Annotated in this window: 18 protein-coding genes and 1 tRNA gene; 12 read left to right on the plus strand and 7 right to left on the minus strand. The window is 73.3% G+C overall.

All coding sequences use genetic code 11. The features are described 5' to 3' along the window. The first annotated feature begins 315 nt into the window (after positions 1-315). From ACWDRR_RS27090 to ACWDRR_RS27105, 4 genes are all read left to right on the plus strand, one after another. Positions 316-1,434: an AI-2E family transporter gene (locus ACWDRR_RS27090; RefSeq protein WP_449774848.1), complete on the plus strand. Its 1,119-nt coding sequence runs from the start codon at positions 316-318 to the stop codon at positions 1,432-1,434. 412 nt (positions 1,435-1,846) lie between these two features. Beyond that, on the plus strand, positions 1,847-2,650 hold the full coding sequence (locus tag ACWDRR_RS27095; RefSeq protein ID WP_449774849.1) for a hypothetical protein: 804 nt from the start codon (positions 1,847-1,849) through the stop codon (positions 2,648-2,650). Positions 2,651-2,803: 153 nt separating this feature from the next. After that, the gene (locus tag ACWDRR_RS27100; RefSeq protein WP_449774850.1) at positions 2,804-3,844 is read left to right on the plus strand and encodes an NAD(P)-dependent alcohol dehydrogenase; all 1,041 of its coding nucleotides are present in this window, start codon (positions 2,804-2,806) and stop codon (positions 3,842-3,844) included. A gap of 158 nt (positions 3,845-4,002) precedes the next feature. Further along, the gene (locus tag ACWDRR_RS27105) at positions 4,003-4,653 is read left to right on the plus strand and encodes a CatB-related O-acetyltransferase (RefSeq protein ID WP_449774851.1); all 651 of its coding nucleotides are present in this window, start codon (positions 4,003-4,005) and stop codon (positions 4,651-4,653) included. Between the two features lie 40 nt (positions 4,654-4,693). On the opposite strand, the gene ACWDRR_RS27110 is transcribed toward ACWDRR_RS27105, so the two are convergent. Both ACWDRR_RS27110 and ACWDRR_RS27115 read right to left on the minus strand, forming a co-directional pair. After that, positions 4,694-5,425: a hypothetical protein gene (locus ACWDRR_RS27110; protein WP_449774852.1), complete on the minus strand. Its 732-nt coding sequence runs from the start codon at positions 5,423-5,425 to the stop codon at positions 4,694-4,696. A gap of 15 nt (positions 5,426-5,440) precedes the next feature. Beyond that, positions 5,441-7,594 carry a bifunctional lysylphosphatidylglycerol flippase/synthetase MprF gene (locus ACWDRR_RS27115; protein ID WP_449774853.1) on the minus strand — a complete coding sequence of 718 codons (2,154 nt, stop codon included), beginning with the start codon at positions 7,592-7,594 and terminating at the stop codon, positions 5,441-5,443. Positions 7,595-7,865: 271 nt separating this feature from the next. Between ACWDRR_RS27115 and ACWDRR_RS27120 the strand changes: the two genes are divergently transcribed. Beyond that, positions 7,866-8,738 carry a class I SAM-dependent methyltransferase gene (locus ACWDRR_RS27120; protein WP_449774854.1) on the plus strand — a complete coding sequence of 291 codons (873 nt, stop codon included), beginning with the start codon at positions 7,866-7,868 and terminating at the stop codon, positions 8,736-8,738. A gap of 48 nt (positions 8,739-8,786) precedes the next feature. Here ACWDRR_RS27120 and ACWDRR_RS27125 read toward each other — a convergent pair whose 3' ends face one another. From ACWDRR_RS27125 to ACWDRR_RS27135, 3 genes are all read right to left on the minus strand, one after another. Beyond that, positions 8,787-9,602, minus strand: a complete 816-nt coding sequence (locus tag ACWDRR_RS27125) for a maleylpyruvate isomerase family mycothiol-dependent enzyme (protein ID WP_449774855.1) — start codon at positions 9,600-9,602, stop codon at positions 8,787-8,789. 132 nt (positions 9,603-9,734) lie between these two features. After that, positions 9,735-11,300, minus strand: coding sequence for a serine hydrolase domain-containing protein (locus ACWDRR_RS27130; protein ID WP_449774856.1), 1,566 nt, complete (start codon positions 11,298-11,300; stop codon positions 9,735-9,737). A gap of 362 nt (positions 11,301-11,662) precedes the next feature. Beyond that, positions 11,663-11,736 (minus strand) — tRNA-Met (locus ACWDRR_RS27135). Positions 11,737-12,258: 522 nt separating this feature from the next. On the opposite strand from ACWDRR_RS27135, the gene ACWDRR_RS27140 reads away from it, so the two are divergent. Next, on the plus strand, positions 12,259-13,635 hold the full coding sequence (locus ACWDRR_RS27140; protein WP_449774857.1) for an MFS transporter: 1,377 nt from the start codon (positions 12,259-12,261) through the stop codon (positions 13,633-13,635). Positions 13,636-13,734: 99 nt separating this feature from the next. Here ACWDRR_RS27140 and ACWDRR_RS27145 read toward each other — a convergent pair whose 3' ends face one another. Continuing rightward, on the minus strand, positions 13,735-15,258 hold the full coding sequence (locus ACWDRR_RS27145) for an FAD-dependent monooxygenase (protein WP_449774858.1): 1,524 nt from the start codon (positions 15,256-15,258) through the stop codon (positions 13,735-13,737). A 115-nt stretch (positions 15,259-15,373) separates the two neighbouring features. On the opposite strand from ACWDRR_RS27145, the gene ACWDRR_RS27150 reads away from it, so the two are divergent. Both ACWDRR_RS27150 and ACWDRR_RS27155 read left to right on the plus strand, forming a co-directional pair. Then, on the plus strand, positions 15,374-16,009 hold the full coding sequence (locus ACWDRR_RS27150; protein ID WP_449774859.1) for a TetR family transcriptional regulator: 636 nt from the start codon (positions 15,374-15,376) through the stop codon (positions 16,007-16,009). Between the two features lie 584 nt (positions 16,010-16,593). After that, positions 16,594-18,042: an RICIN domain-containing protein gene (locus ACWDRR_RS27155; RefSeq protein ID WP_449774860.1), complete on the plus strand. Its 1,449-nt coding sequence runs from the start codon at positions 16,594-16,596 to the stop codon at positions 18,040-18,042. Positions 18,043-18,121: 79 nt separating this feature from the next. On the opposite strand, the gene ACWDRR_RS27160 is transcribed toward ACWDRR_RS27155, so the two are convergent. Further along, on the minus strand, positions 18,122-19,183 hold the full coding sequence (locus tag ACWDRR_RS27160; RefSeq protein WP_449774861.1) for a LacI family DNA-binding transcriptional regulator: 1,062 nt from the start codon (positions 19,181-19,183) through the stop codon (positions 18,122-18,124). A gap of 506 nt (positions 19,184-19,689) precedes the next feature. On the opposite strand from ACWDRR_RS27160, the gene ACWDRR_RS27165 reads away from it, so the two are divergent. The 4 genes from ACWDRR_RS27165 (at position 19,690) to ACWDRR_RS27180 (ending at position 24,782) form a co-directional block, all read left to right on the plus strand. Beyond that, positions 19,690-20,655: a carbohydrate ABC transporter permease gene (locus tag ACWDRR_RS27165; protein ID WP_449774862.1), complete on the plus strand. Its 966-nt coding sequence runs from the start codon at positions 19,690-19,692 to the stop codon at positions 20,653-20,655. Beyond that, positions 20,652-21,545: a carbohydrate ABC transporter permease gene (locus ACWDRR_RS27170; protein WP_449774863.1), complete on the plus strand. Its 894-nt coding sequence runs from the start codon at positions 20,652-20,654 to the stop codon at positions 21,543-21,545. Before ACWDRR_RS27165 ends, ACWDRR_RS27170 begins: the two co-directional genes overlap by 4 nt. Positions 21,546-21,594: 49 nt before the next feature. After that, on the plus strand, positions 21,595-22,938 hold the full coding sequence (locus ACWDRR_RS27175; RefSeq protein ID WP_449774864.1) for an ABC transporter substrate-binding protein: 1,344 nt from the start codon (positions 21,595-21,597) through the stop codon (positions 22,936-22,938). 95 nt (positions 22,939-23,033) lie between these two features. Beyond that, positions 23,034-24,782 carry a glycoside hydrolase family 35 protein gene (locus tag ACWDRR_RS27180; RefSeq protein ID WP_449774865.1) on the plus strand — a complete coding sequence of 583 codons (1,749 nt, stop codon included), beginning with the start codon at positions 23,034-23,036 and terminating at the stop codon, positions 24,780-24,782. The last annotated feature ends 100 nt before the right edge of the window (positions 24,783-24,882 follow it).

The raw sequence follows: 24,882 nt of genomic DNA on the forward strand, positions 1-24,882 counted from the left end.
GCGCCTCGTGCCGGCCACGGAGCCGCGCCCCGCGCCCCGCCCGGCCGGTGCATCGGGGCCCGCGATGACCGGCGACGTCCGCTGCTGCCCGGTCGCGGCGTCCGGCCCCGGCCGGCGACCGTCGGCGCGGGAACTGCCGGTGCGGCGTTCCACCCGCTATCCAGGATCCATGTCGCCTTCGCACCCCGGCACCGCCCGGCCCCACGGCCTGCCCCCGGACCCGGGCGGCCGCGCACCCTCGGGCGGCGCCGGGCGCGGCGGACCGGTCCCCGTGCCGGGGGCCGCGGCACCGAACGCGGCGGGCGGCGGTGCGGCATGCCGGTGAGGCGGCCGAGGCCCGGGCCCAGGCGTTCGGGGGTCCGGACGGACGGCGGTGGCGCGGGCCCGGGACTGCGCCGCCTCTCCGACTACGCATGGCGGCTGCTCGTCGTCGGCGTGGTCGCGTACCTGGTGCTGACGGTGCTGGGGCAGTTCCACCTGATCACGCTGGCCGCCTTCCTCGCCCTGGTGATCACCTCGGTGGTCCGGCCCGTGGTCGATCTGGCCGCCCGCGCCGTCCCCCGTCCGCTCGCCGTCCTGATCGGCCTCGCCCTGGCTCTCCTGCTGCCGGCCGGGCTGCTCGCGCTGATCGGCGAGAACGTGGCGGACGACGTGTCACGCCTGGCCAGGGAGTTCCAGGGCGGCCTGGACCGGCTGGAGAAGCTGCTGGAGGGCGCACCCTTCCACCTCGAACCGACGACCTTCGCCGACCTTGAGCACAAGATCTCCGACTTCGCCGCCGAGCACCGCTCGACGCTGATCAGCACGGCCGTCAACGGCGCCCACCGGGCGGTCGAGCTGGCGACCGGCGCCGCGCTCGCGCTCTTCATGTCGGTGTTCTTCCTGCACTCCGGGGAGCGGATGTGGCAATGGACCGCCACCCAGTTGCCGCCCGCTGCCGCCGACCACCTCGACCGGGGCGGCCGGGCGGCCTGGCGGACCTTCGCGGGCTACACGCGGGGCATCTTCATCGTGGCCGCGAGCAACGCGATCATGGTCGGTATCGCCCTGTTCCTGCTCGATGTGCCGCTCGCCCTGCCGCTGACCGTGCTGGAGTTCCTCGCCTCCTTCGTCCCGCTGGTCGGCTCACCGATCGCGATGCTGGTCGCCTCCTTCGTGGCACTGGCCGCCCGCGGCCCGGTGACCGCGATCGTGGTGCTGCTGCTGATCGTGGTGATCGGGCAGATCGAGGGCCATCTGCTCCACCCGCTGGTGATGAGCCGGGCGGTCAGCCTGCACCCGGTGGTGGTCGCGATCTCGGTCCTCGCGGGCAGCATCGCGGCCGGGGTGATCGGCGCCGTGGTTGCCGTCCCGGCGGTCTCGGTGGCGTGGTCCGTCTACGCCGAGCTGCGCCGCCCGGGGGGCCGGGCCGGGGCCCGGACCGGCACCGGGTAGGCGGCCGGGGTCGACAGCCGGACGGCCCTGGCCCCCGACGTCCTGACGGCCCCGCAGGCCGAGGAGCATCGTCCTCGGCCTGCGGGGGACGCCGGTCGCCGGTCGCCGGTCGCCGGTCGGTGGGCGGTCGTGGGCGGGGCGGTCGTCGGTCGCCGGTCGGTCGTCGGCGGGGCGGTCGGGTCGCCCGGGCGCCCGCGAGCCGACTTTGCAAAGTGCTCCTCTTTGCAAAGTCGATCCCGGGCCCCGGCCCGCAGTCGTGGGGCCCGCGACCACAACGGGCCCAAGGAGATCGGCCTTCGCCGATCGGTGCGGCGCCGCCATGGTCGAGCTCTTTGCAAAGTAGCCCGCATGGCGGTACACCCCCGGGCGGGCCGATGCTGGAAAGCGGGGGTCCCGGACCGGGAGGAGCCCCGTGAACACCGCCACCGACACCCGCGCCCGGCACGGCGCCGCCGGATTGCTCGACAGCCCGATCCTCGGGATGGCCCCCTGGATCGTCTTCTCGGTCCTGGTCGGCCCCGGCCGGTTCGAGATCGCGGTCGGCGTGGCCCTCGCGCTGACCGTCGCCCTGGTCGTCGCCGGCCGGATCCGCGCACCGGGCAGTTCCTGGAAGATCCTGGAGGTCTGCGATGTGGTCTTCTTCGCCGCCTTGGCGGTGATCGGCGCGCTCGCCTCCGCCGGGACGCTCACCTGGCTGGAGACCTATGCGGGGGAGGTCTCCAACCTGGCCCTGGTGGCGATCGCCTTCGGCTCGATCGCGGCACGGCTGCCCTTCACCCTCCAGTACGCCCGGGAACGCGTGCCGCGCGCCCTCTGGCACTCGCCGCAGTTCGTCCGCACCAACTACCTCCTCACCGGCGTGTGGGGCCTGGCCTTCCTCGTCGCGGCCCTCGCCGGCCTCTACGGCGACCTGGTGCTGCACAACCCGAACAACCTGTGGACCGGCTGGATCATCCAGATCGGCGCGATCATCCTCGCGCTGCGCTTCACCGACTGGTACCCGCAGGTGGTCCGGGCGCGTGCCGCCCGGGCCGGCGGCGAACCCGCCGAGGTGCCCACGGTCGGCGCGCTGTTCGTCCCCCTGACCGGCTACCTCCTGCCGGTCGGGATCGTCGTCCTGGCCGCCGATGCCGGGCCCGCCTGGCTCGGCATCGCCCTCATCGCCGCCGGAGTGCTGCTCACCCGCACCCTGCGCCGCCCCGACACGCAGACGTGACGGCGCCCGGCCGCGCCCTCGCGCCACGGCCGGGCGCGCGGCTCCCGCCACCCCGGCGGCACCCCGGAACCCCGGCACCCCAGCGTCCTGCACCACCGGAGGAGCCCGACCGGGGCCTGCGCCTCCCGTCCGCCCACCCCCAGGAGACCCGTCATGACCACAGTCACCGCCTACGCCACGCCCGCCGCCAAGGCCCCGCTGGAGCGGACGACCATCGAGCGCCGCCCGGTGGGGGAGCGCGACGTACTGATCGACATCGCGTTCGTCGGGATCTGCCACTCCGACATCCACCAGGCCCGGGACGGCTGGGGCCGGGCGATCTTCCCGATGGTGCCCGGCCACGAGATCGCGGGCGTCGTCGCCCGGACAGGCCCCGGCGTGACGAGGTTCGAGGTCGGCGACCGGGTGGGCGTCGGCTGCATGGTCGACACCTGCCGCGTGTGCGACAACTGCCGGGCGGGCCTGGAGCAGTACTGCGTCGAGGGCCCGATCTGGACCTACAACGCCGTGGGCAAGGACGGGCGGCCCACCTACGGCGGCTACTCGCAGCAGGTCGTCGTCGACGAGAACTACGTGGTGCGCATCCCGGACGCCCTGTCGCTGGACGTGGCCGCCCCGCTGCTGTGCGCCGGCATCACCACCTACTCACCGTTGCGGCACTGGCAGGCCGGCCCCGGCAGGAGGGTCGCGGTGGTCGGTCTCGGCGGCCTCGGCCATGTGGCCGTGAAGCTCGCGCACGCGCTGGGAGCCGAGGTCACCGTCCTGTCCCAGTCCCTGCGCAAGCGGGACGACGGCCTGCGGCTGGGCGCCGACCACTACTACGCCACCGGGGACCCGCAGACCTTCGAGGCGGCGGCGGGCAGGTACGACCTCGTCCTCAACACCGTCTCGGCCCCGCTCGACTTCGCCGCCTACCTGTCGTTGCTGCGCACGGACGGCACCATGGTGAACCTCGGTCTCCCGGAGGAGCCGGTGCAGTTGACGCTCCAGTCGCTGTCGGGCAACCGCCGCAGCCTGAGCAGCTCGGGCATCGGCGGCATCGCCGAGACCCAGGAGATGCTGGACTTCTGCGCGGTGCACGGCGTGGGCGCCGAGATCGAGCTGATCCGCGCGGACGAGATCAACGAGGCCTACGAGCGGGTCCTCAGGAGCGACGTCCGCTACCGCTTCGTCATCGACAACGCCACGCTGTGAGGCCGTCCGGGACGACGGGCGGGCTGTGCTCCGGCCAGCCGCCCCGGCGACGGTCCGACCCCCGCACCACGCCCTACGGGTACATCGGTGTTCCGGGCGGCGCGGCGCTGTGATCATGGGACGGACACCGACGCCGAATCCACGAGGAGTCGCCCGCCATGCCCGTGCCCGCCGACCCGACCGTGCTCCACCCGATGCCCGAGCAGCCCCGGGTGGTGCTGCTCAGACCGCTGGTGAAGTCCCCGCTGATCGAGGTCGGGGAGTACTCCTACTACGACGACCCGGACGATCCGACCGCGTTCGAGACGCGCAACGTGCTCTACCACTACGGGCCGGAGAAGCTGATCATCGGCAGGTTCTGCGCGCTGGGCACGGGGGTGCGGTTCCTCATGAACGGCGCCAACCACCGGATGGACGGCCCCTCGACCTTCCCCTTCCCCACCATGGGCGGCTCCTGGTCCGAGCACTTCGACCTGCTCACCGGCCTGCCGAACCGGGGCGACACCGTCGTCGGCCACGACGTCTGGTTCGGCCACGGCGCGACGGTGCTGCCGGGGGTACGGATCGGCCACGGGGCGATCATCGGGTCCGGCGCCGTGGTCGCCTCGGACGTGCCCGACTACGGGATCGTCGCCGGCAATCCGGCCCGGCTCGTCCGCACCCGCTACGGCGACCAGGACGTCGCCCGGCTGCTGGCGGTGGCCTGGTGGGACTGGCCCGCGGAGCACATCACCGCGCACGTGCGGACGATCATGTCGGGCAGCATCGCCGAGCTGGAGGCCGCCGCCCCGGACGCCCGCGGCGAGTGACCAGGGCACGGCAGGCCCCGCCCCCGGCGTCCCCGGGGCGTCAGCGGTGCGGTGTGCCGCCGACGAAGTCCTTGAGGGCGTCGAGGCGGGTCCGGCGGTCGGGCGGGTAGCGGCGCAGGGCGCGCTCGGCCTTGCGCGAGCCCGGCCGGTAGCGCCAACGCGCCCAGGGCGAGCCCGGTTTGGCCAGTCGCAGGACGCCGACCAGCCCGACCACGACGGGGACCAGCAGGCCGATCACACCGAGCGCCGTCTTGCCCTTGAGGATCGTGCCGACGCACAGGGTCAGGTTGACGACCATCAGCGCGGCGAAGACGAGACGGTTGGCCGTGCCCTGGCCGATGTCGGAGAACGGGTTGAACCCGGCCACCAGCAGCAGGCCGACCGCCACCGCGAGGAACGCCGCGTCGACGGACTTGCGCCCCTCCTGCGCCCAGTAGACGTCCTCCAGGTGCAGCCAGAGCGCGAACTCGTCCACGGTCAGGGCGGCGCCCGCGCCGAACAGCACGGCCAGGATCTGCGCCCCGGGGGTGCCCGGCCGGTACGAGAACTCGATCGCGCCCGCCACCAGCATCGCGAGGATGCCGTACACCTGGTGGTGCACGTGGGTGCCGCCGACCTCGACGTTGCGGAACGGTCCACGGCCCGCCCTGATCAGCCGGGTGACCGCCCGGGTGCCCCCGAAGGTCAGCACGAACGCGCCGAGCATCCACAGACCGATGCCCTGGTTGGGAACGGTGACGACCACCTCGACCTCGACTGTCGCGAGCTGCACGGAGGTCCCGTCCCCTCAGTCGTGGTGCGCGGGGACCCGGAGCAGGTCGCGCACCGTGGCGGAGGGCATGTAGCAGCGCAGCAGGGACAGGCCGATCCGCGGCAGGTCGGCCTCGTCGCGGTAGAGCAGGAACATCGGCTCGTAGCGCGGCTGGAACTTCGCCTTGAACGAGTGCAGCGAGCGGAAGCCGTAGTACGGCTCCATGGCGGCCCCCAGCTGGTCGAGGATCCGGTCCAGCACGGTGGGCGCCCGGGCGGGGCCGGTGCGTGCCAGCGGCGCACCGGAGAGCGAGAGGTAGCCCGCGCCGTCCTCCCGCAGGGCGAGGCAGCTGGAGGCGATCATGAACTCGACCACCGGCCGGAAGCCGTCGCGGCGGCGGCGCATCATGTCCAGGGTCCAGCCCTGCGGCACACCGTCCGCGCCGTACACCGGCATCCACGACGTCACGCCGTGGAGGTGGTCCTCGCCCCCGACGGCCAGGCCGACCCGCATCCGCGGATCCATCGCCTCCTCCACGCCGCCGAGCGTGAATCCCATCTCCGGCAGGCCCATGTCGCCGACCCACTCCTCGGAGATGCTCCGGACCTGGGACAGGACCGGGCGGGGCTGCTCGGCGAGGGCGACCAGCCGGTACTCGACGCCGTCCTTCTTGGCCCGGTTGAGGGCGGTGCGCACGTCCTGCCAGGCCTTGCCGCGGAACTCCAGGTCCGGCAGGTCGATCACGGTGTCCTCGGCGACCTGGACGGACCGCCAGCCCAGCGCGTCGGTGGTCTCGGCGGCCCGGGCGGTGGCCGAGAACAGGCAGGGGACCAGCCCCGTGCGGTCGCACATCTCCGCGAAGCGGGTGATCGTCCGGGCCCGGTCGGCCGGCGCGCCCACCGGGTCGCCCAGCGCGACCGCGACGCCGGCGTGCGCCCGGTAGGCGACGTAGCTCCCGCCGTCGTCCTCGGGGAAGAAGTAGGAGTTGTCCGGCCAGGTGGTCATCCAGGAGAGGTTCTCCCCGCCCCGGTGCACGAGCAGCTCGGCGGCCCGGGTGCGGGGGTCCCCGTCGGCCGAGGGCGTGGCCGACGGTGTCGCCGGCCGTGAACCGGGCACGGCGGGCCGACCGCGCGTGCGGCGCGTCCGGAACGCGTCCCGGCCGGCGATCAGCACCACCAGTTCGGCGGTCCAGACCACCGACGTGGGGACGAACACCGCCGCGCCCGTGACGGTGACCTGCTCGTCGAGGGCCTTGCCGATCACGTACACGACCGCCACGAACAGGCCCAGCAGCGCGTTCAGCGCGCAGAGCAGCACCGTCCAGCGCCAGGCGGTGCGGCGGCCCCGGCGCAGCCCGTTGACCAGCAGCCCGATGAGCACCACCGAGAGCAGGACCTGCCAGCCCGGTCCGCCCAGCCCCCTGGTCTCCCCGACCGGGCCGCTGCCCGGCACCAGCCAGACGACCAGCAGGATCGCCGCGATCAGCACCAGACCGGCCACCGCGAGCAGCCGCCACTCCCGGCGGCTGAGCCGGCCGGAGGTGCGGGCGGCACCCGGCACCCGCAGCCAGTGGGTCGCCGCCAGCCCGCCGGCCACCGCCAGGGCGTTCTCCAGGTCGTCGAGCCCCCCGACGTACAGCAGGGACACACCGGCGTAGGCGATCAGGGCCAGCCGCAGCCGCTGCCGCCACGGCGAGGCCAGGGCCGCCGAGGCCACCGCGCCGGCACACAGCACGCCCGCCGAGATGCCGACGTCGACGGTGCCGGCCAGGTCCTTCGCCCAGGACCACGCGGTGTGCCGCAGGGCGAACAGCAGCAGGGCGGCCAGCAGGACGGCGCCGAGCTGGCCGGCCACCGTCACCGCGGCGGTCCAGCGGGTCCCCAGCCGCGCCTCGGCGAGACCGCAGAGCAGGACGACCCCGACGAGCACCGGGAGGTAGTCGATCGGGGTCGAGCAGAACAGCGGCCCGGTGACGAGGGTCCACCAGCGCCCCTTCTCGAACGCCGGCAGGCCGTACGCGACGTTGGGGTACCACGAGCGGTCGGACACCGCGTCCCACAGCCCGCCCACGGCCAGCCCCAGCAGCAGGATCACCACGGCGGTGGCGAGCGTGAAGGGGAAGCGTCGTAGCGCGGCGGTGACCGCGGGCAGGGCGTCGCGCCGCCACCGCGGCTCTGATTCTCCCGGCACCTCGCACCTCCGCACGGCGTGGCCGACTTCACCCCCACCTCGGGCCCGGAGCCTCCTTGCTCAGCGTATCCGGATTCGGTGACCGGGGCCGGGCGAGGAGGACGGGCCCCGCGGCCGCCCCGCGGAGGCCGGGGCCCGGCGGGGTGCCACCGGCCGGGGCGACGGGACGCCGGCCCCTCGCTAGGCTGGTCGGTGCCCGCAGCGCAGGTCACGGCCGGCGGCGGACGGCAGGGCGCCAGGTTGCCACGGCGGCACGACGGGAGGACGCGCGATGTCCACTGACCCGGTCACGCCGGGCCCGGCCGCCGCCGACAGCGGGCACGGGGGCGACAGCGGGTTCGGAGCCGACGGCGGGTTCGGAGCCGACAGCGGCTACGGCGAGTCCCTCTTCGAGCCGTGGCAGCCCGGCGAGGGCGAGCGCATCGATCTCGGCTCCCTCGCCTACGACCACATCACCCGGGCCCGCCTGCGGGCCCTCGGGGTCGGCCCCGGGGTCCGCTGCTGCGAGGTGGGCGCCGGTACCGGCACCGTCGCGCGCTGGCTGGCCACCACCGCCGGGGCCGCCGAGGTCCTCGCCGTCGACCGGGACACGCGCTTCGTCGAGCCGTTCGCGGGCGGGGCGCTGCGCACGCTCACGGCCGACGTCTCCTCACCCGGCTTCGACCCCGGCCGGTTCGACCTGGTGCACGCGCGCTTCGTGCTGATGCACCTGCCGCAGTGGCACCGGGTCATGGCCCGCCTGCGGGACCTCCTCGCACCCGGCGGGTACCTGGTCCTCGGGGACGCCGTCGACCTCACCACGGCCTCGCCGCCCGACACCCCGTACCGGCTCGCGATGCGGGCGATGTGGCAGGCGTTGCGGACGTCCATCGGCACCGACGTCAGCTGGACCCCCGACTGTCCGCGGCTGCTGCGCGAGCTCGGGCTGTCCGAGGTCGGCGCCGAGGTGTTCGTGCCCGCCCTGCTCGCGGGCGCCCCGATCACCGCGTTCTGGCTGGACACCTGGGAGCGCAGCCGCGAGGCCATGCTCGCCACCGGGCTCGTCGACGCCGAGCTGCTCGACGAGGCCCGCGCGTCGCTGGCCTCGGGCGCGGTCGCCGACCTCTCGCCCGGCCTGATCACCACCTGGGGGCGCCTGCCCTGAGCACCCGGCGGGGGCCGGCGCCCCGGCCGGATCACGCCCGGGAGGGCCTCACGGAGCGGTGAACAGCAGGGGGAACCCCAGCGCGAGCCAGGGCCGGCGGCCCCAGGCGAGGACCTTGCCGCGGGCCAGCACGGCGAACGGGTTGCACCGGCCGAGGGCGAGCAGCAGGAAGGTCACCGGCTCGGTGAGGATCGTGCAGTCGGCCCGGGCCGCCGGACCGGTGGAGACCTCGGCGACGCCGTCGCGGAAGGTCACCGTGAAGCGGGCGCCGCCGCGCACCCGCAGGTCGTAGCAGGCGGTGTGGCCGGCGGCGGTGCGGCCGTCGACCACCCGGGGCATGGCCGTCATCAGGAACGGCAGGGTCAGCGCCACCCGGTGGCGGTCCACCATGTGCGGCCGCCGCAGCGCGACGGCCAGGTCGTACCCGTGGCCGAGCATGTGGGTGAGCAGGTACGAGGCCAGCGTGGCGAGGTCCATCGGCCCGAGCGGGGTGAGCACCGGGGTCGACGCCGGCCGGTCGGCACAGGCCTCGGCGAAGGCGCGGGCGTGCCGGACGATCTGCTCGGCGAGGACGGCCGCGTCCCGCTCGGGGTAGGCGGCCAGGGACGCCGCGTTGGCCGCGGCCAGACCGTCCGGCGTCCCGTCCCCGTAGGAACGCCGCTCCCCCTCGGCCAGCGCGGCCATCAGCTCGTTGGCCAGGGCGAGATGGGCCGCCGCCTCGCCCACGGTCCACTGCGCGCCGGGGATCGGCCGACCGGTGTCGGGGCGGTCGCGGAGCAGCGCCGCGGTGTCCTCGGCCACGCCGATGACGGCGTCGAGGAGGGCGGTGTGCACGGTGTCCGGGGGGACGGGGGCAGGGGTCATGGAGGTGAATCGTGGACCAGGCCCGCCCGGCTGTCCAGAGCCCCGGCGCAGGAGATTACCGCCGAGTACGTCCGGGGGCGCCGGTCATGGCCGCGCCGCCCCGACCGGTCATGGCCGCGCCGCTCCGGCCGGTTACGGCAGCCCGGTCGTCCGGCGGACGGTCTCCAGCCCGACCACCTCGATGCGGGGCGTGTCGTCCACGTCGCGGGTCAGCCGGACGGTGTTCCCCACCAGCAGGCCGCCGGTCATCACGTAGTCGCCGTCCGGCAGGACGCCGAGCGGCATGGTCCGGGGGCCGAGGCGGAGGGTGAGGTCGGGGCCGTCCTGGGTGAGCCGGTAACCGCCCTCGTAGTGGCCCAGGTACGGCGCGGCGGCCGCCGGGTCGGCCGGACGGGTCCGCTCGCCCAGGTCGCGGAGCGCCTGCAGGGCTGTCAGGTAGTCGGCGTGGACCTTGGCCGGGACGCCCCGGTTGAGCCCGAACCGTTCGTCGAGCAGCAGGTTGAGGACGTACAGGTAGAAGTACAGCCCGGTCGGCGACGGGTTCATCGCGTTGAGCACGACCAGGCCGAGGTCGCGCTCCGGCAGGAACCCGATGAACGAGGCGAAGCCGTCGATGCCGCCGTTGTGCCAGACGAGCGACGTCCCGTCGCAGAACCGGTTGTGGATCCAGCCCATCGCGTACCCGGACTCGGTGACGTCGGGGTCGAGTTCGGGCGAGACCGGGACGGCGATGTGCGGCTTCCAGCACTCGGCGAGGTTCTCGGCCGACACCACCCGGCGGCCGCTGACGGAGACGCCGCGCCGCAGCTCCATGCGGACGTAGGCGGCCATGTCGTCGAGCGAGGCCAGCGTGCCGCCGGCCGGGGCGTAGCTGCCGACCGGGCCGTAGGGGAGCGGGGTGTTCGCGCCACCGAGGTCGGGCCCGTACCCGCGCATGAAGTCGCCGACCAGCCCGCGGGGGTCGTCCGCGATCCGGGCGCCGTTCATGCCGGCCGGCTCGTAGACCCGGGCCCGCATCTCGTCGGCGAACAGGCCGGTCAGCGCGTCGCCGGTCACCCCGGAGCGGAGCAGCGGCAGGTAGCCGCCCGCGCTGTACACGGTGTTGTTGTAGCGGAAGGCGGTGTTCGGCGGGCCCGCCACCGGGAGGTTGACGAGGGACCGGAGCAGCTGGGGCGCCGTCGGGTCCCCTTCGTGGAGCCCGGAGAGCGCCGGCGGCTCGTCGATCCCGGTGGCCATGCCCAGCAGGTCCCGGACGGTGAGGGTCCGCGTCAGCTCGTCGCTCGGTGCACGGAAACCCGGCCAGGCGTCGATGACCCGCTGGTCCCACGCCAGCCGTCCCCGGTCGACGTCGGTGGCGACGAGCAACGACGTCATCGACTTGGTCGTCGAGGCGACCAGGAACCGTGTCGAGGGCGCGACCGGCACCCCCGTGGCGAGGTCGCGGACACCCAGCGGCAGGGTGAGCAGCACCCGTTCGCCGCTGACCACGGCCACCGCCGCGCCGACCAGGCCCATGGCGGTGAACTCCGCACGGACCTCGGCCGCGAACGCCTCCCACTCGCCGGCCTCGCCCGCCGCCCGCGCCGCCGACGCGGACCGGGCGCCGAGCCCGACCGCCAGGCCGCCCGCCGCCAGCCCGCGCAGGACGGCCCTGCGCGTCGCACCGTTCGAGGTGGCGGCTTCGGCGCCGAGCTCCATGAGTGCCCCTGTCTGCGAAAGGGTGGGAGGCGCCGGGGCCGGGGCACCGTCACCGGACCGCCGGCCGTGCCCCGAACCGGAGGGGGCCTTCGCGGTCCGCTCCACAAGCTACTCACGCCCCCGCGAGGACACCGGCGGACACCGCTCCGGGGCACGAAGGTCACCCGATCAGGGGCGCCGGTCCGCGTGGTGCACCCGGTGCGGCTCCGTCATGAGACCGCTGCGAAGGGCCGGTTCCGATGCGGGGGAGGGGTGGCGGCCGGGGCCCTGTGAGCAGGCGGCCTGCCCGGCCGGGCTCCCGGGGCCGGCACGGCGACCGAATGACGACGGCCCCGGCGCATTGAGCGCCGGGGCCGTGGCAGTAGCGGGGACAGGATTTGAACCTGCGACCTCTGGGTTATGAGCCCAGCGAGCTACCGAGCTGCTCCACCCCGCGTCGGTGAACACGACTCTACGGCATCGGCGGCGGCACGCCGACCAGTTTTCCGCCGGACCGGGGTTCCGGACCGTCCCGGCGTCCTCGGCGGCACCTCCCCGGCCGCCCGTCGAGCGTCCCCGGCCGCCCTGGCGGGCACCGGAACCGCTCGTTCGGGCCTCCCCACGAGCCGCAGGAGCCCCCCACTATCGCCATATACCGGACAAATAGGATGAATTGGAATGTTCGGGTGAGAAGGGTCACCCGTTCCTCCCGGTGGCCCCCGGCGGAGCGGACGAGCCCCGGCACAGCAGGCCGAGGCGCTCGTCGCACGGGTCGCACGGCCCGTCCGCTTCAGGACCAAGGACCCGAACCCGGTGGACCTTCGTCCTCGTCGGGACCGGCCCGGAGCGGGCAACCGTGGACGGTCGCCCGGTAAGCCCCGGGTGACGGGACCGCCCGCCCGGGCGGCCCCGACTTCTGCCGTCTACCAGGCGCACGGTGTGCGGGAGCACCCCGTCCGCCCCGGAGGACCCGAATTCCATGTCCCGAACCATCGACAACGCCCCGTATACCGGCTTCCACCGGAGACTGGCCCTGGCCTGTTCCGGTGGGCCCCTGCTGGACGGTTACATCCTGAGCATCGTCGGCGTGGCCCTGATCGGGATGCGTCCCGACCTCGGCCTCTCGACCGCCGAGGTCAGCCTGATCGGCGCCGCCGCCCTGGTCGGCATGTTCGTCGGTGGCGCGCTCTTCGGCGTGCTGACCGACAAGATCGGCCGGGAGGTGATGTACACCGCGGACCTGTTGGTGATGGTCGTCTGCTCCGTGCTGTCCTTCTGGGTCGACACGGTGTGGGCGATCGCGGTGCTGCGCTTCGTGCTCGGCCTGGCGGTGGCCGCCGACTACCCGATCGCGACCTCGCTGCTCGCCGAGTGGCTGCCGGCCCGCCAGCGCGGCCGGCTGCTCGGTCAGCAGATCATCGCCTGGTACGCCGGTTCCGTCCTCGCCTACCTGACGGGCTATCTGTTCCTGCGGTTCGGCGGGCAGGGCAGCTGGCGCTGGATGCTGGCCAGCTCCACCGTCCTGTGCGTGGTGTTCCTGGTGATCCGGCGCGGCTCGCCCGAGTCGCCGCGCTGGCTCGCCGCCCACGGGCGGGTCGGTGACGCGGTGCGCGTGGTCGAGAAGCACCTCGGTGTCCGGGTGGACGGCCGGGAGCTGATGCCCGATCCGGCCGAGGCCGGCCGCCCCGGCGGGCTGCGCCTGCTGATGACCCAGCCCTACCGGCGACGCACGCTGTTCTGCGGCCTGTTCTTCCTCTGCCAGGTCGGCCCGCTCTTCGCGATGCTGACCTTCGGCCCGCAGATCCTCGCCTCCTTCGGCATGCCGGGCGGCACCGTGCTGGACACGCTCGGCACCGCGCTGGTGAGCCTGGTCTTCCTCCTGGGCTGCTTCCCGGCCCTGCGGCTGATCGACTCCTGGGGCCGTCGCCCGGTGATCATCTGGTCGTTCGCCCTGATGATCGTTCCGCTCGCGCTGCTGGGCGTCTGGCCCGCCGCCCCCGCCGCCGTCGCCGTCATCGCGCTGTGCGCCTACGCGTTCCTGTGCGGTGGGCCCAACGTGCTCGACTGGACCTACCCGAACGAGCTCTTCCCGACCGAGATCCGCGCGACGGCGGTCGGTGTCGCGACCTCGGTGAGCCGGATCGGCGCGGCGGTCGGCACCTACCTGCTGCCCCTGTCGCTCAGCGGGCTCGGGACCGGGCCGACCATGCTGATCGCGGCCGGCACCACGGCCGTCGGCCTGCTGGTGTGCGTGCTGTGGGCCGAGGAGACGCGCGGAACCGCGCTGGGCGCGGCGAAGTCCTCCGGCTCCCCGTCGGCCGCGGCGAACCACCGCTCGCCGGCGCCGGTCGGCTGACGCCGGGCGCTCCCCGAAGTCCGTGCGGCCGCGGGCCTCGGGGGAGCGCGAGGTGACGGCGGAGTGGGAAGTCGACCCGGTCGACCTCCCACTCCGCCGTCACGCCGGACGGACCGTCTGCCGCGTCCCCCGAAGGGCCGCCAGGTAGCCGAGGACGTCCTCGCGGCCGACCGCCGGGGCGGTGAGGGCGATGTGCTGGTCCGGCCGGACGAGGACGAGGGCGTCGCCGGTGATCCCGTAGGCCCGGCGGGTCTCGCCGTCGGGGTCGTCGAGCACGACCGGCCGGACGTGGTCGGGCAGTTCGGTGAGTCCGGTGAGTCCGGTGAGCGCGGGCCGGGCGCCCGGCCCGAGACCGAGTAGCGTGAAGTGGTCGCCCGCGAAGCGGTCGGAGAGCCGGCCCGGCTCGCCGCCGGGGCCGGGGCACACGCCGTCCGGTGCCCGGTCGCCGGCCCGAAGCGGGCCGTCGAGGCGGTCGGTCGCCAGCCGGCTCCACCGGTAGCCGAGCGAGAGGCCGGTGAGGTCGCCCACCCGGCCGGCCTCGACGCCGATGCCGGGGGTGGCGATGCCCTCGGTGACGGCGGTCATGCCGGCGCTGGTGACGTCCAGCGTCCAGGCGGCGATCGGCAGGCGTTCCTCCTGGTAGGTGTCCAGCAGGGCCGGCGCGGCGAGACCGCGCAGCACGTACCCGAGCTTCCAGGCGAGGTTCCAGGCGTCCTGGATGCCGGTGTTCATGCCGAGCCCGCCCGCGGTGGGGTGGACGTGCGCGCAGTCGCCGGCCAGGAAGACCCGCCCCTTGCGGTACTGCTCGGCCATCCGGACGTTGACCCGCCAGGTGGAGAGCCAGGTGGCACGGGTGAGCCGGAGTTCCGGGCGGCCGGTGTGCAGTGCGGCCAGCCGCTGGAAGCTCTCCAGGGACGGGGCGACCGCCCGGCCGTCGGCGTCCGTCTCCGGGCTCGCCTGCAGCTGCCAGCGGCGGCTGCCCTCGAACGGGCAGAGCATGAACACGCCCCGCGGCCCGAACCACTGGTGCCAGGCGCCCGGTTCCAGCCCTTCGACCTCGACGTCGCCGCAGACCATCACCGGCTCCGGGTCGCCGTCCCCGACGAACGGTATGTCCAGCAGCTTGCGCACCGTGGAGCGGCCGCCGTCACAGGCGACCAGGTACTCGGCCGAGATCCGCCCGCCTCCGGCGAGGCGCACCTCCACGCCGGCGTCGCTCTGCGTGAAGTCCACGAGCTCGGTGGCGAGTTCGACCGTCACGCCGAACTCGGCGAGCCGCTCGCGCAACAGCCGCTCCACCCGTGTCTGCGGCAGCCACAGGCTCGCCGGGTAGGGGACGGCGGCGCTGGCCCGGGCGCCGGCGAACGGTTCGGTCTCGTTGACGAACTCGCCGGCGAAGTACTTGCGGAACGGCAGGTGGGTGCGGCCCGCGGCCGCCAGCCGTTCGCCGAGGCCCAGGTCGGAAAGCACCTCCAGGCTGCGCGGGTTGAGCGTCTTGCCACGCGAGCCGCGGTGGAACGCGCTCGCCTTCTCGATGACACGGACCGCGACGCCCTGCCGCGCCAGCCCGCACGCCAGGGTCAGTCCGGTCGGCCCCGCCCCCACGATCACCACGGTCGTCATGTGTGTCCGCCCTTCCGGCTTGTCGGTACGCACCATGGAACGGCAACCGAGTAAGAAATGCAACCCGGTAACAAATAAACCTGAGGCACAAATGTCTCCGGGTTATGATCAAGGCATGAGCCCGAGCGAGCCAGACACGGGTCTGCGGACCCTCAAGAAGCAGCGCACCCGGCAGGCCATCGCGGACGCGGCCATCGCCCTGTTCCTCGACCGGGGGTTCGACCAGGTCTCGGTGGCCGAGATCGCCGCCGCCGCCGAGGTGTCCAAGCCCACCCTCTTCCGGTACTTCGGGAGCAAGGAGGAGCTGGTCCTGCACCGCTTCGCCGACCACCTCGGCGAGGCCGGGCGGGTCGTCCGCGACCGCGCGGCCGGGGTCACCGCGCTGGACGCCCTGGAACGCCACCACCTGGACCGGCTGGCGGCCCGCGACCCCAACACCGGGCTGACCGACGACCCCGAGGTGCTGGCCTTCCTCCGGCTGATCTACGACACCCCCAGCCTCTCGGCCCACCTCCTCGACTACGTCGACGCCGACACCCGCGCGCTCGCCGATGCGCTGGATCCGGCGGGGAGCGTGGCCGCCCGGCTGGTCGCCGCCCAGTACGCGGCGGTGCGCCAGGTCCTCGCCCACGCCACCTGGAGCCGGCTCGCCGACGGGCTGGACATCGGCGACGTCGCGCGGCAGGCCGCCGCCGAGGCGGCCGAGGCGTTCGCCCTGCTGCGCCACGGCGCCGCCGCGCGCGGATTCTGAGCCCGGGGCGCGGGTGCTCCGCCGCCCGGCGGCGGTCACGCGATCGCACACAAGGCAACAGGTGTCGACGCGGGCCTGAGGGCCTGGCCCTGCCAGCGGCCGCCCGAGTGCCCGAAATCCTGACGCAGGGCAAGGAGAGTGGCACTCACCGTGCGGAACCGGGCCCCCGGCGAGGTCCGGTTCCGGTGGATCTGTCGGAACCCTTGACACGATCGAACAGCGCTCCGAGACTCTGCATCACCCCGATTGTTTGCGCGAACACCGGCAATGGACGTGCCGGCGACGCCGACGATCGGGCAGCCCCCCCCGGCCGACGGTCCCCAGCAGCGGACCGCGGTCGGGGGCGGACCGGGGCGTGCCCCGGCGGTGCGAGCCGGGCCGACCGCCCGGTGCGCCGCCCGCGCGCCCGCGCCACCACCCACCCCCACCCACGATGCGTGCCGGCCCGCCCGGCCTCCGCCCCGCCGTGCACCCCGGCGGCGGCCGACCCGCGGCCGTCCCGTGCCCGCCCCGCCCCCGGCGGTCGGCCGGGCGCCGCCCGGAAGCGGGCTCCGGCCGCATCGCCGAACGAAGGTACGAGCCGAATGCCGCGTTTCAGAACAGCCGCCGCAGGAGCCGTCGTCGCCCTGTGCGTGTCCCTGCTCCAAGGTGTCGGGCAGGCCGAGGCCGCGACCGTGACGATCACCAACGGCACCCAGTTCGCGGACACCGCGGGCAATCCGCTGCACGCCCACGGCGGCGGTGTCATCAAGGTCGGCCAGTACTACTACTGGTTCGGCGAGAACCGCAACGCCGACAACAGCTTCCGCTACGTCTCCGCCTACCGCTCCCGGGACCTCAAGACCTGGGAGTTCCGGAACAACGTGCTGACCCAGGCGACCGACCCGGAGCTGGCCGGCGCGAACATCGAGCGGCCCAAGGTCATGTACAACGCCACCACCCGTCAGTTCGTCATGTGGATGCACAAGGAGGGCAGCGCCACCGACTACAGCCAGGCCCGCGCGGCCGTCGCCGTCTCCAGCACGGTCGACGGCGACTACTCCTGGCGCGGCAGCTTCCGCCCGCTGGGCGAGATGTCCCGGGACATCACCACCTTCGTCGACGACGACGGCACCGGGTACATGATCTCCGCCGCCAACGAGAACCGCGATCTGCACGTCTACCGGCTGACGCCCGACTACACCGGGATCGACGCGCAGGTGCAGAGCCTGTGGAACGGCTGGTCCCGTGAGGCCCCGGCGATGTTCAAGCGCAACGGCGTGTACTTCCTGCTGACCTCCGGCGCCACCGGATGGACCCCCAACCAGCAGATGTACGGCACGGCCACCAGCATCACCGGCGCCTGGAGCGACGTCCGGAACGTCGGCGACGGGTCCACCTACGCCAGCCAGACCAGCTTCGTGCTGCCGGTCCAGGGCACCGGAGGGACCGACTACCTCTACCTGGGCGACCGCTGGGGCAACGCCACGGGCGGCACGGTCAACGACTCGCAGTACGTGTGGCTCCCGCTGGAGTTCCCCACCGACACCACGATGACCATGGGTTACTCACCGCAGGTCAAGGTGAACGCGGCCGCGGGTTCGGTGGCGCCCATGAACGCCACCTGGCAGCAACTGGTCGGCCGGCAGAGCGGGAAGTGCGCCGACGTCGCCGACTACTCGTTCGCGTCGCCCGCCCAGCTGATCCAGTGGTCGTGCGGCAATGGCGCCAACCAGAACTTCTGGTTCAAGGGACTCGGTGACGGCTACGTCCAGATCATGGCCCGGCACAGCGGCAAGTGCCTCGACGTCGACGGCTCCTCGACGGCCGACGGTGCGCTCGTGGTGCAGAACACCTGCAACGGCGGCGCCTCCCAGCAGTGGCAGGTCCAGAAGGTCAAGGACGGCAGCGGCTACGTCCGTCTGACGGCCCGCCACAGTGGCAAGTGCCTCGACGTCATCAACCAGTCCACCTGGGACGGCACGGCGCTGGAGCAGTGGACCTGCGGCACCGGGGCCAACCAGCAGTTCGGCCGCCGGACCGTCACGGTCTGACCCGCACGACCGGTACCGGCCCACCCTTCGGTGCGCCCCTCGAACGGTACGAGGGGCGCACCGCCCGGCCCGGTGGCGCTCAGCCCCGGGCCGTCGCCGGCGGTGCGGCCGTACTGGCCCGGACCACCAGCTGCGGCAGGACCGAGACGGCCGTGACGGCGGACTCCCCGCTCCGCGGCGGATCGATCTGGTCGAGGAGCAGGGCCACGCACTGGCGGCCGACCTGCTCGAAGTCCTGCCGCACGGTGGTCAGCGGGGGGAGGAAGTAGGCCGCTTCGGGGATGTCGTCGAAACCGACCACGCTCACGTCCTCCGGCACCCGGCGGCCGGCCTCGTGCAGCGCGCGGACGAGGCCGAGGGCGAGCTGGTCGTTGGCGGCGAACACGGCGGTGACGTCCGGAGTCGAGGCGATCCGCTTCCCGAGCTCGTAGCCGGAGGCGGCCGTCCAGTCACCGAACCGGACCGGCGGGACGGGCGCCCCGGCGGCCTTGAGGGCGTCGTGCCAGGCGGCGGCGCGGCGGCGCGCCGCGTGGGAGTTCTGCGGTCCGCCGAGGTGCCAGACCGTGCGGTGCCCGAGGTCGAGGAGGTGCCGGACGGCCGCCGTGACCCCCGCGGCCTGGTCGGTGTCGATCGAGGAGTGCCGCCGCGCCGGGTCCCCGTCCACCACGACCACCGGCACTCCGGACGACGCGTCGAAGCCCGGCCGGTCGAGGATCTGGGCCTCGATGACGGCGAGTCCGTCGACGGCCTGGTCGGTGAGCTGGCGGACCGCCTGCTGGACGGCGTCCTCCGTCTCGTTCTCGACGCAGACCACGCTGATCGAGTAGCCGGACGACTGGGCGGCGCGCGAGATGGCGGCCAGGGTGCGGGCGTTGCCCTGGGCGGTGATGTCGAAGGTCACCACGCCGAGGGCGTGGAAGCGGCCGAGGGTGAGGGCCCGGGCGGCGCTGTTGCGCTGGTAGCCGAGCATGCGCATCGCGGAGAGCACGCGTTCGCGCGTCTCCGGCTCCACGTTGGAGCGGTTGTTGGCGACCCGGGAGACGGTCTGCGCGGAGACTCCCGCCAGGGCCGCCACGTCCGCCTGCGAGGCCGGTCGCCGTGCGACGCGCGTGGTCGCCGTGGGATTGTCCGCGGAGTCCATACCGCCACCCCTTTCCTATGTCTGCGTGAACATCGTAACGGTCGTGACGAGCGGCCCGGGCACGTCGTCCCGGTGCTCGGCCGGCGGTCCGCACCGTCGGCGGGAGCGGTACGGCCGCCGGGGACCGGGCCGCCGCCGGCCGCCCCGGCGTACGGAGGTGGCTGCCCGAGCCTGTCGATCTCTGTTGTTTCACGTCCGGTTCGAGCGGCTCATCTGTTCGACTTCGGGCGGAAACTTTCGGAGGCGACCGCCGTGCGGGCCGGCCCGACGGTGCGCGGCTCGACGGTGCCGAAGTCGATGAACGGGCTGTGACCTGCGGATTTCCAGGGATCGGCGGCTCTGCGTGCCCCGCCGGACGGGGTGCCGGCAGGCACTTTCGGATGCGATTGATGCCGGTCACGAAGTCGCATCGCAATGTTTCGGTGTCTTGACGCCCGTGAGCCGGCGGTCAACACTCAACATCATCGTCATGTTGGCGCAAACATTCGCCACGAAGGGCCCTACCCGTGACCACGTCACCCCTCTCCACCACCACCCTGCCGAACCCGGCACGCCCACCCGAGCCGACGCCCCGGCCACGACGGGCTCGCCGCACCGGGCGGCCCGGGCACGGGGCCTTCGGCTACGTGTTCCTCGCACCCTTCCTCGTCGTGTTCCTGATCGGCATCGTCGCTCCGCTGGGATACGCCGCCTACCTCAGCTTCTTCCAGGACCGCCTGGTCGGCGGCACGGTCTTCGTCGGTCTGGACAACTACCGGCGGGCCCTCACCGACGACCTGTTCAGGGCGGGCCTGGGCCGGGTCGCCCTGTTCCTGGTCGTCCAGGTCCCGGTGATGCTGCTCCTCGCGCTCGCGGCGGCGCTGGCCCTGGACAGCGGCCGGCTGCGCTGGCCCGGCCTGTTCCGGATCGGGATCTTCGTCCCCTACGCCGTCCCCGCCGTCGTCGCGTCACTGATGTGGGGATACCTGTACGGCGACCGCTTCGGGCTGATCGGCCAGGTGGGGGAGGTGCTCCGCACCGACGTGCCCGACCTGCTCGGCTCGTCCTGGATGCTCGCCTCCATCGGCAACGTCGTGACCTGGGAGTACGTGGGCTACAACATGCTGATCCTCTACGCGGCGCTGCGGACCGTGCCGCACGAGCTCTACGAGGCGGCGGAGGTGGACGGCGCCGGGGAGTTCCGCAAGGCGTGGAGCATCAAGCTCCCGGCGCTGCGGCCGGCACTCCTCCTGGCCACCGTGTTCTCCGTCATCGGCACGTTCCAGCTGTTCAACGAGCCGAACGTCATGCAGTCGCTCGCACCGGGCGTCATCTCCACCAGCTACACGCCCAACATGTACGCCTACAACCTGGCCTTCAACGGCCAGCAGTTCAACTACTCGGCCGCTGTCGCCGTGGTCCTGGGCGCCGTCACCGCGGTGGCCGCCTACGCCGTGCAGTTCCGGTCGACGCGAAAGGGGCAGGGCAAGTGAGTGTCAGGACCTCCTCCCGCCGGCGCCGGACCGGCCGCCGCCCCAGCACCGCGCTCACCCTGGCCATGGCCGGACTGCTCGCGTACGCCCTGGTCCCGCTGCTCTGGCTGCTGATGGCCAGTACCAAGGACGCCGGATCGCTGCTGGACAGCTTCGGCCTCTGGTTCGGCCGCAGCTTCCAGCTGTTCGACAACGTCGGCGACGTCCTCACCCACGACGACGGCATCTACCTGCGCTGGTTGGCCAACACGCTGCTCTACGCCGTCGTGGGCGCGGGCGGCGCGGCCTTCATCTCCACCGCCGCCGGGTACGGCCTCGCGAAGTACCGGTTCCGCGGCAGGGGCGCCGTCGCCGCCCTGATCCTCGGCGCCGTCGCCATCCCCGGGACGGCCCTGGCCGTCCCGACCTACCTCCTGTTCAGCGAGGCCGGCCTGGTCGACACCCCCTGGGCCGTTCTCCTGCCCTCCCTGGTCAGCCCGTTCGGGGTCTACCTGATGCGGGTCTACGCCGCCGAGGCGGTGCCCGACTCCCTGCTGGAGGCGGCCCGGATCGACGGCTCGGGAGAGCTGCGGACCTTCTTCACCGTCTCCCTGCGCATGCTCGGTCCCGGCTTCGTCACCGTCCTCCTCTTCGCCCTGGTGGCGACCTGGAACAACTACTTCCTGCCGCTGATCGTGCTCAGCGACCCGCAGTGGTTCCCGCTCACGGTCGGCCTCAACCAGTGGAACGCGATGGCGACCGGCGCCGCCGGCAGCGGCGCCACCACCGACAACTTCTACCCCCTCGTGGTCACCGGGAGCGTGCTCGCCATCGTGCCGCTCGTCGTCGCCTTCCTCTTCCTCCAGCGCTTCTGGCAGTCCGGACTGGCCGCCGGCAGCGTCAAGGAATGACCACGCCGCACCGCCTCCTCCCGCACCCCTCCCACAGCAAGGAACCCCGATGACGCCCCCTCGCACCCCGGCCCGCCGCAGACTCCTGGCGCTGGCGCCCGCCGCCGCGCTCGTCCTCGCCCTGGCCGCCTGCGGCTCGGACGGCGGCGCCTCGTCCGAGGACGCCACCGACCCGGCCCGGGCCCTCGACACGCCCACCACGCTCACCTTCTGGACCTGGGCCCCGAACATCGACAAGACCGTCGCCCTGTTCCAGCAGAAGTACCCCAAGATCAAGGTCGACATCGTCAACGCGGGACAGTCGGCGGCCGAGTACACGAAGCTCCAGACCGCGATCAAGGCCGGCAGCGGTGGACCGGACGTGGCGCAGATCGAGTACTTCGCACTGCCCGAACTGGCCCTGTCCAAGCGGCTCGTGGACCTCAAGGAGTACGGCGCCGCCGGGCTGGAGGCCAAGTTCACCCCCTCGGCGTGGTCACAGGTCGCCCTCAACGGCGGCGTCTACGCCGTCCCCCAGGACACCGGGCCGATGGCGATGTTCTACAACAAGAAGCTCCTCGACGAGCTGCACATCGAACCGCCCAGGACCTGGGCCGAGTTCGAGGCCGCCGCAGTGAAGATCAAGGAGTCCGGCCAGGACCGGTTCATCACCTCGATCGACCCCGGTGACGCCGGCGGCCTCGACAGCCTGATGTGGCAGGCCGGCAGCCGGCCCTTCCAGCAGAAGGGCGACACCGCGGTCGGCGTCGACCTCCAGGACCCCGGCGCCAAGAAGGTGGCGGACCTCTGGACGTCCCTGGTCGACCGCAAGCTCGTCGACACGAGCCCCGGCTGGACCAACGAGTGGTGGCAGTCGATGAACAGCGGCCGGTACGCCATGTGGATCATCGGCGCCTGGGCGCCGGGCAACCTCGCCGCCACCATGCCCGACACCTCGAAGAACTGGCGGGCCGCGCCGGTGCCGCAGTGGAACGCGGGCGACAACGTCACCTCCGAGAACGGCGGTTCGGCCGTCGCGGTCCCCGCCACCAGCAAGCACAAGGCCGCCGCCGCCGCCTTCGCGACGTGGCTCAACTCCGACCCGCAGGCCGTCCGCTCGCTCAACGAGAACGGCCTCTTCCCCGCCACGACCGAACTCCTCAAGGACCAGGCGTTCCTGGACCGGCCGCTCGACTCCCTCGGCGGCCAGCAGGCCAACCAGGTGTTCGCCGCCTCCTCCGCCGCGGTGGGCAAGGGCTGGCAGTACCTCCCCTTCCAGGTGTACGCCAACTCGGTGTTCAAGGACACCGTCGGCCCGAGCTTCGGCAGCGGCATCAACCAGGGCCTGACGGCGTGGCAGAAGCGCATCACCGACTACGGCAACCAGCAGGGTTTCAAGATCACGACACCGTGACCGCCCCGGCGCCCGCCCCCGCCGCCGGCCGAGCGCGGCGGGGGCCGGCGCCGGTTCCCGGCCACCGCCCGACCCCACCAGGAGTTAGCAGCACCATGCCAGTCCTCCAGATCGATGGAAACGACTTCACCCTCGACGGCGCACCCTTCCGCATCATCTCCGGCGGACTGCACTACTTCCGGATCCACCCGGACCAGTGGGCCGACCGGCTGCGCAAGGCCAGGCTCATGGGCCTCAACACCGTCGAGACCTACGTCGCCTGGAACCTCCACCAGCCGACCGCCGACACCTTCCGGATGGACGGCGGTCTCGACCTCCCGGCCTTCCTCGACCTGGCGGCCGCCGAAGGGCTCCACGTCCTGCTCCGCCCCGGCCCCTACATCTGCGCCGAATGGGAGGGCGGCGGCCTGCCGTCCTGGCTGCTCGACCGCCCCGGCATCAAGCTGCGCAGCCAGCACCCCGACTACCTCGCGGCGGTGGAGGACTTCTTCGACCGCCTGCTCCCCCCGGTCGTGGAACGCCTGGCGACCAGGGGCGGCCCGGTGGTGGCCGTGCAGGTCGAGAACGAGTTCGGGGCCTACGACGACGACACCTCCCACCTCGAACACCTCGCGGCCCTGCTGCGCCGGCACGGTGTCGACGTCCCGCTGTTCACCTGCGACCAGCCGGTCGACCTGGCCCGCGGCTCCCTGCCCGGCACCCTCGCCACGGCCAACTTCGGCAGCCGCTCCCGCGAGGGGCTCGCCGCCCTGCGCGCCCACCGGCCCACCGGACCGCTGATGTGCACGGAGTTCTGGATCGGCTGGTTCGACCGCTGGGGCGGGCACCACGTCGTCCGCCCGGCCGAACAGGCCGCACAGGAGCTGGACGACCTGCTGTCCACCGGCGCCTCGGTCAACCTCTACATGTTCCACGGCGGCACCAGCTTCGGATTCACCAACGGCGCCAACGACAAGCACACCTACCGTCCCACCGTCACCTCCTACGACTACGACGCCCCGCTGGACGAGGCCGGTGACCCCACGGAGAAGTACCGCGCCTTCCGTGACGTCATCGCGAAGTACGCCCCGGTCCCCGACGCCCCCGTACCCGCGCCGGGGCCGAAGCTCGCCGCCCGCACCGTGCCGCTGCCCGACACCGCCCCGCTGTTCGAGAACCGCCCGGCGCTCGGCAGCCCCGTGCACTCGGACCGGCCGCTCACGATGGAGCAGTTGGGGCAGGACTTCGGGTTCGTCCTCTACGAGACCGTGCTGCCGCGGTCCGGCCCGGCGGTGCTGGAGCTGGCCGACGTCCGCGACCGCGCACAGGTCTTCGTCGACGGCCAGCCGGTCGGCGTCCTGGAGCGTGAGCGCCACGAGCACGCCATCGCCTTCACGGTGCCCTGGTCCGACAGCGTGCTGACCCTGCTGGTGGAGAACCAGGGCAGGGTCAACTACGGCCAGGGGCTGCACGATCCGAAGGGCCTGGCCGGCCCGGTCCGGCTCGACGGCGAGGACCTGGGCGGGTGGACCAACCTGCCGCTGCCGCTGACCTCCCTCGACGGACTCGCCTTCACCACCGGCACGCCGGTCGTCGGCCCCGCCTTCCACCGCGGGACCGTCCACGTGGACGAGCCCGCCGACACCTTCCTGCACCTGCCCGGCTGGACCAAGGGCAACGTCTGGGTCAACGGCTTCCACCTCGGCCGGTACTGGTCCCGGGGCCCGCAGCGCTCGCTCTACGTGCCCGGTCCCGTCCTGCGCCCGGGAGCGAACGAGATCACCGTGCTGGAGCTGCACGCGGCGCCCGCCGGCCGTGCCGTCCGGTTCGAGGAGGCTCCCGACCTCGGGCCCACCGAGGAGTGAGGACGGCGCCGACACGGCAGCAGGGCGCCTGCGGGGTGATCACCCCCCCCGCCCCCTACACCTTGTCGGCACGTTTGTGGCGGGGGGGCGCGCGGCCCGG

It is taken from the genome of Kitasatospora sp. NPDC003701 (assembly GCF_053587085.1).